We start from the raw sequence: 5547 nt of genomic DNA on the forward strand, positions 1-5547 counted from the left end.
TGATCGTTCCGCGATCGCGCGGCCGCCGGAAATTCCGGAACGCCCCCACAATCTCCCCGGAAACTTAACGGTAGCAACATTTGTACGACGCCGCAATGACGTCGTGTCGGAATGGTGGTGACGGGGCGCGCGGCGCGCACGAGGCGGCCGGAATCCGCCTCCACCGAGGGCGCCTTCAAACCATTGTGACCACACGACCCCATCTCCACCTTGCGATGACCCGGACGCGGCGCCAAAAGGACGCGGCTTTCCATGCGCCCAGCCCTGCTCACCGCCCTCATCGTCGCCACCGCCCTGTTCATGGAGAACATGGACGGCACGGTGATCTCGACTTCGCTGCCGGCGATCGCGCACGACCTCCATCAGGACCCGATCGTCCTCAAGCTCGCCCTGACGTCCTACATGCTGACGCTGGCGGTGTTCATACCCGCGTCCGGCTGGGTCGCCGACCGGTTCGGGGCGCGCACGGTCTTCTGCTCCGCCATCGTCGTTTTCACCCTCGGCTCGATCTGCTGCGGCGCGTCGAACTCGCTCGACACCCTGATCGCCGCGCGCGTCTTCCAGGGCCTCGGCGGCGCGATGATGGTCCCGGTCGGACGCCTCGTGCTCTTGCGCAGCGTCGAGAAGAGCGACCTCGTCGACGCGCTCGCGTATCTGACCGTGCCGGCGCTGCTCGGGCCGGTCGCGGGGCCGCCGCTCGGCGGGTTCATCACCACATATTTCAACTGGCGCTGGATCTTCTGGGTCAACGTCCCGATCGGCGTGCTCGGCGTCGCCCTGTCGCTCAGGTTCATCGCCAATCTGCGCGAGGTGGACGTGCCGCGCTTCGACTTCAAAGGTTTCCTCCTGTCCGGCGCCGGCCTTTTGGGCCTGATCTCCGGCCTTTCGCTGATCGGGCGCGGCATGGCGCCGGGGCTGGAGGTCGCCGCGCAGATCGCCGTGAGCCTTGTTCTGCTTGGGCTTTATGTCCGTCACGCCGGCGGCAACGAGGACGCCATCCTCGACCTCAAGCTCCTCCAGATTCCGACCTTCTTTTCCGGCGTCGTCGGAGGGCTGATCTTCCGCATCGGCATCGGCGCCCTGCCCTTCCTGCTGCCGCTGCTGCTGCAGCTTGGCTTCGGCCTCACGCCGTTCGCATCCGGCTCGCTGACCTTCGCCACCGCCGTCGGCGCGATGGCGATGAAGTTCACCGCCTCGACAGCGCTGCGCTGGTTCGGCTTCCGCCGGACGCTGGTGGTCAACGCGCTGATCTCCGGCGCGTTCATGGCGTCTTACGCGCTGTTCACGCCAATGACGCCGCACTGGCTGATCTTTTTGGCGCTGCTCGCCGGCGGATACTTCCGCTCGCTCGAATTCACCGCGCTCAACGCCATTTCCTACGCCGACATCGATACGCCCGGCATGAGTCGGGCCACCAGCTTCGCCAGCGTGTCGCAGCAGATGTCCGGCGCGGTCGGCGTCGCGGTGGCGGCCGTCTGCATTCAGCTTATCCAGGTCGGCTTCGGCGATGAGACGCTCGTTGCGCGCGATCTTTCGCTCTCCTTCGTGGCGGTGGCCGTCATTTCCAGCCTGTCCACGCTGATCTTTGCGACGCTGAAGCCCGACGCCGGCGCGGCGCTGGCGATGAAGGCCCCGGCGCGGGAGGAAGGGGCCGCCGCCGCGGCGGAGTAAGGTCGGCCGTCCGAGAAAAGCCCCCCGCCTCGGGTCCGCGCGCCAGATTCCGAATGTGGCCACGATTGGTTCACGCGCGGCTCATTCTTCCGGTGCTTTAATCGTTCAGGAAACCCGGCTCGGTCTGTTGCGCGAGGTTTTACAAAGATGGCGATCGGGGCCAATGACGCCGCCGCGGTCACGGCGTTCAACCGGTTCGGGCTCGGAGCGCGGCCGGGCAGTCTCGCCGAAGCCGCCGGCGATCCGCGCGGCTTTCTCCTCGAAGAACTGTGGACCGCCAATGTCGCGCTGATCCGCGACCGCGCTCCGCCCTCAGGAACCGAGGCCCTGCAAGCCTACTACCTCCAACAGGAACGCGTCCGCGAGGAGCGCGCCAAGATGGCCGCTGCCGCGATGCAGACAGCGGCGCTGACTCCGACCCCGCCGGTCGTCTCCGCCATGACGCCATCCCGCGGTCCTTCGTTGAGCCCGTCATCCGCTCCCCCGATGGCGCCGTCCGCAGGCTCGATGATGGCTGAGCCCGCCAAACCCGAGCCGGCGACGGCCGAACCGCCGAGGAAGCCGCCGGTCCAGCAGGCGCAGTTTCTTGCTGAAGCCGAGGCTCGGCTCGAAAAACAGCTCGAGGCGCGCGCGGGCCTGGTCGAGCGGCTGGTCGCCTTCTGGTCGAACCATTTCGCCGTCTCCGTCGCCAAGAGCGGAGAGCTGCGCGCCGCCGCGGGTCCCTTCGAGCGCGAGGCGATCCGTCCCAACGTGCTCGGCAAGTTCTCCACGCTGCTCAGCGCGGCAGAATCGCACCCGGCGATGATCCTCTTCCTCGACAACCAGAACTCGATCGGTCCGAACGCCGCGCCGGGCAGGTTCGCCGGCAAGGGGCTCAACGAGAACCTGGCGCGCGAGATCATGGAGCTGCACACGCTCGGCGTCGGCTCCGGCTATACGCAGGCAGACGTCACAGAGTTCGCCCGCGCCATCACCGGCTGGAGCGTGTCGGGGCCGAACAGCGAGAGCGGCGCGCCCGGCGCCTTCGCCTTCACGCCCAACTGGCACGAGCCGGGCGCGCGAAAAATCCTCGGCAGGACCTATCCGGACGCCGGCGTCGAGCAGGGGCGCGCGGTCCTCGACGATCTTGCCCGGCATCCCGCGACGGCGAAGCACATCGCGATGAAGCTCGTGCGCCATTTCGTCGCCGACGACCCGCCGTCCGATCTCGTTGCAACGCTCGCGCGGAAGTTTCGGGACAGCGACGGCGATCTCGCAGTCGTCGTCTCCGCGTTCGTATCCGACGACCGCGCCTGGACCCCGCAACGCAACAAGATCCGAACGCCGCTCGAATTCGTCGTCGGCGCGGCGCGGGCGACCAGCTTTCAGCCGCACGACCCGGGGTTTTATCTGCCGGCGCTGGGTCTCATGGGGATGCCGTTGTGGCAGCCGTCCGGCCCGAACGGCTTTTCCGACGTCAGCGACTCCTGGGCCTCGCCTGAAGGCATGAAGGCGCGGCTCGATATCGCCTGGGCCATGGGCCAGCGGATGCGCGGCGCCGCCGAGCCGCTCCCGGCCCTGAAGACGGCGCTCGGCGAGACGGCGTCGCCGGACACCGTCCAGACGATTGAGCGTGCGGAATCGCGCGAGCAGGCGCTGGCGCTCCTGTTCATGGCGCCCGAGTTCCAGAGGAGATGACCCATGGTCCGCGACCCGTTCGACCCCGCTCTCTCGCGCCGCGGATTCGTCCGAGCCGCGAGCGCCTTCGGCGCCCTGTGCGGGTTCGGCTTTCTGCCCGCGGCGGCAAGCGCAGCCGGGGCGCGCGACCCGCGCTTCGTCGTCATCATTTTGCGCGGAGCGATGGACGGCCTGTCCGCCGTCCCGCCGATCGGCGATCCGGATTATGCGACGCTGCACGGCGATCTCGCCTTCGCCGCTTCGGGCGATCGCGCCGCGCTGCCGGTTGACGGCGCGTTCGGCCTGCATCCGTCGCTCGCCGCCTTCAAGCGGCTCTATGACGCCAAACAGGCGACGGTCGTCCATGCGGTGGCGACCGGCTACCGCGACCGCTCGCATTTCGACGGCCAGGACGTGCTCGAAAGCGGCAATCCCGGTCCGGGCCGGACCGAGAGCGGGTGGCTCAACCGCACGCTCGCCGCCCTCCCGGGCGGGGGCAAGGGGTCGTTGCGCGGGGTCGCCGTCGGCGCGACCGCGCCGCTCGTCATCCGCGGCCCGGCGCCGGCGCTCGGCTGGGCGCCGCCGGGCGGCTTGGCGCCGGCCGGGGCCGATCTCACCCAGCGCGTGCTCGATCTCTACGCTCATAGCGACGCCTTGCTCGGCGAGCGGCTTCACGCCGCCGTCGCCGCTGAAAAAGTCGCCTCCGAACAGCGTGACGCGGAGGGGCCGATGAAAAAGCCCGGCGGCGGCCCGGTCGAACCGATGCGCCTCGCGGCGGCGGGCGCGGGGCGGTTGCTCGCGGCGCCGGACGGGCCGCGGATCGCCGCGCTCGCCTTCGACGGCTTCGACACCCACCAGAACGAAGGCGCGGCGCAGGGCCTGCTGGCGCAGAGGCTTCAGGGCCTCGACGCCGCCTTCGACGCGCTCCACGCCAGTCTCGGCGACGCCTGGAAGGACACGGTCGTCGTCGCCGTCACCGAGTTCGGCCGCACGGTCCGGGTCAACGGCACGCACGGCACCGACCACGGCACGGCGACCGCCGCGCTGATCGCCGGCGGCGCGCTGGCCGGCGGACGCGTCGTCGCCGACTGGCCGAGCCTCAGGCCCGAACGGCTTTACGAAGGCCGCGACCTCTACCCGACCACCGACCTGCGCGGCGTCTTGAAGGGCCTCCTCGCCGACTCCTTCGGCCTGTCGCCGAAGACGCTGGCCGAGACCATTTTCCCGGAAAGCGCCGCGGCGGCGCCGATGAAGGGCCTCATCGCGTAGAGCGGATCAGTCTCCGTCGCGCCCTTGTCCTCGCCAGCGTCAAAGCGATCCGGGCGCCGGGGCGGGCTGGGCGGCCGCCGGTCCGTTGTTTTTTGAGCGGAGAAAGGCGCCGGCGCTCTCCACGCGCGCGAACGGCGATGGCGCGGCTTTTGATTGCGGAAAACCAGAAGTCTCTATATGATCTCTTCATGCGAGCCCCAAACCAAGCGCAAGCGGATCGACGCCGTCTCAAACGGGACGCGGCCGTCCACCCGGGGATGGGTCACATGACGAAGACAATTCGCGCGAAAGGATTTTTCCCCAAACTCAAGTGTAACGCGTTGAAAGGTCACGATTCACGGGTGAATAAGAGGGTCAAATCCAGCGCCGAACGCGTGTCGAACGCCTGCCGAACGCGCGCCGAATGACGCCGAACGACGCCCGAATGCGCCTCGATCCGCGGACGATGGGCGCAAAGATGGAGCGGGTTCACCCTGAAGGCGTCAGGCTCTAGACTTGATGGGCGCGAGGCTCCGCGTCCGCGGACGGCCCGCAAGCAACGACCCGGGAGGATCAAGATTTGAGCGACGACTCGCACGAATTCGCCGGCCGCACTGTTCTCGTGACCGGCGCGACCAAGGGGATCGGCCGCGTCGCCGCCGGACTGCTCGCCCGTCGTGGCGCGTCCGTCCTGGCGCTCGGCCGCTCGGCCGACGGCCTCGCCTCGCTTCACGCGGCGATCGGATGCCGTATCGTCGCCGCCGATCTCGCCGATCTCGAGGCGACCCGCGCCGCGGTTCGCGCCGCCTTGCCGTTCGATCTCCTCGTCAATTGCGCCGGCACGACGGCCCTCGAGCCGTTCCTCGATCTTACGCTCGAGACCTTCGACCGCAACATGACGGTCAACGCCAAGGCGCCGAACGTCAACGCGCAGGAATACGCGCGCGACCGGAACGCGTCGAAACGGCCGGG

General features: G+C 68.9%; 4 protein-coding genes. All 4 read left to right on the forward strand.

The genetic code is table 11. The features are described 5' to 3' along the window. The first annotated feature begins 252 nt into the window (after window positions 1-252). The gene (locus tag ACLP25_RS28790) at window positions 253-1671 is read left to right on the forward strand and encodes an MFS transporter (RefSeq protein WP_442472518.1); all 1419 of its coding nucleotides are present in this window, start codon (window positions 253-255) and stop codon (window positions 1669-1671) included. A gap of 147 nt (window positions 1672-1818) precedes the next feature. Beyond that, window positions 1819-3348, forward strand: a complete 1530-nt coding sequence (locus ACLP25_RS28795) for a DUF1800 domain-containing protein (RefSeq protein WP_442472519.1) — start codon at window positions 1819-1821, stop codon at window positions 3346-3348. Window positions 3349-3351: 3 nt separating this feature from the next. Then, on the forward strand, window positions 3352-4596 hold the full coding sequence (locus tag ACLP25_RS28800; protein ID WP_442472520.1) for a DUF1501 domain-containing protein: 1245 nt from the start codon (window positions 3352-3354) through the stop codon (window positions 4594-4596). A 559-nt stretch (window positions 4597-5155) separates the two neighbouring features. Next, the coding region (locus tag ACLP25_RS28805; protein ID WP_442472521.1) for an SDR family NAD(P)-dependent oxidoreductase at window positions 5156-5547 on the forward strand (392 nt) is incomplete at its 3' end.

Source organism: Roseiarcus sp. (assembly GCF_052145395.1).
Taxonomy (GTDB): Bacteria; Pseudomonadota; Alphaproteobacteria; order Rhizobiales; family Beijerinckiaceae; genus Roseiarcus.

Excerpts from the sequence above, each read along its gene's own strand:
- ACLP25_RS28795 (WP_442472519.1), top strand. The coding sequence starts at position 1,819 with ATGGCGATCGGGGCCAATGACGCCGCCGCGGTCACGGCGTTCAACCGG.
- ACLP25_RS28800 (WP_442472520.1), top strand. The coding sequence starts at position 3,352 with ATGGTCCGCGACCCGTTCGACCCCGCTCTCTCGCGCCGCGGATTCGTC.
- ACLP25_RS28790 (WP_442472518.1), top strand. The coding sequence starts at position 253 with ATGCGCCCAGCCCTGCTCACCGCCCTCATCGTCGCCACCGCCCTGTTC.